Raw genomic sequence first — 1,167 nt, 5'->3', positions numbered from 1 at the left:
TGTACCTGCTGTTCACGCTGGTGCCCTTCTACTGGATGCTGGTCTTCGCGTTCCGGCCGAGGGGATCCACGTCGATCCTGCCGTGGCCGATCACGTTCGAGCACTTCGACACGGTCTGGAATGGGATGGGGTTCGCCATCTTCTTCCAGAACAGCCTGCTCGTCGGCCTCGCCTCGCTGGTCGCCACCACGGTCGTCGCCCTGGCCGGCGGGTACGCCCTGGCCCGCTACAACTTCCGCGGCAAGGCCGCGTTCATGGTGGGGATGCTCTGCACGCAGTTCATCCCGGGCGCCCTGATGATCATCCCGCTGTTCGAGATCTTCCGCACGCTGTCGCTGACCAACTCGCTGTGGAGTCTGGTCATCGCGGAGACGGTCTTCCAGCTGCCGCTCTCGCTGATCCTCATCAGCGGCTTCATCAGGAACATCCCGTACGAGCTCGAGCAGGCGGCCTGGGTGGACGGCTGCTCGCGGCTGCGGGGTTTCCTCGCCGTCGTGCTGCCGCTGCTGCGCCCGGCGCTGGTGGCGGTGGGTTCGTTCGCCTTCATCCACAGCTGGAACAACTTCCTTTTCGCCCTCATGTTCATCAACGACCAGGAGAAATTCACCGTGCCTGTGGGCTTGGCCTACAACCTCGGCGAGAACAGCGTCGACTTCGGCGCTCTGGCCGCCGGCGGCGTCGTCGCCGCGTTGCCCGTCGTGATCGTCTTCGCCTTCATCCAGCGTTACCTCGTCCAGGGGCTGTCGGCCGGGGCGGTGAAGGGATGACCAGTGAAGAGATGACGGGCGCCTACCGCAACCCGGTGCTGAACGCCGACTGGTCCGACCCCGACGTGATCCGGGTGGGGGAGGACTTCTACCTGACGGTCTCGACCTTCACCAAGGTGCCGGGGCTGCCGATCCTGCACTCCCGTGACCTGGTCAACTGGACGATCATCGGGCACGCGGTGACCAGCGGCTACGACGACGTGCGGCCCGGCTGCGGGGTGTGGGCGCCGTCGCTGCGGCACCACGACGGCCGGTTCTGGATCTTCTACGGCGACCCGGACGTGGGCATCTGCCAGGTCAGCGCCGAGGACCCGCGCGGCCCGTGGAGCGAGCCGCACGTGGTCAAGCCCGGGCTCGGGCTGATCGACCCGTGCCCGTTGTGGGACGACGACGGGCAGGC

Annotated in this window: 2 protein-coding genes; both read left to right on the top strand. The window is 66.8% G+C overall.

Going from position 1 to position 1,167, the window contains the following annotated elements:
• Positions 1-767, top strand: a 767-nt coding sequence (locus Q9G87_RS60295; RefSeq protein WP_305925685.1) for a carbohydrate ABC transporter permease, incomplete at its 5' end; no start/stop codon positions are given.
• The coding region (locus Q9G87_RS60290) for a family 43 glycosylhydrolase (RefSeq protein ID WP_305925684.1) at positions 764-1,167 on the top strand (404 nt) is incomplete at its 3' end. The genes Q9G87_RS60295 and Q9G87_RS60290, both read left to right, overlap by 4 nt.

The organism is Nonomuraea turcica (assembly GCF_030718205.1).
Lineage (GTDB): Bacteria > Actinomycetota > Actinomycetes > Streptosporangiales > Streptosporangiaceae > Nonomuraea.
Note: the sequence above shows the minus strand (reverse complement) of the source record. Positions and strands in the feature narration are given on the sequence as shown.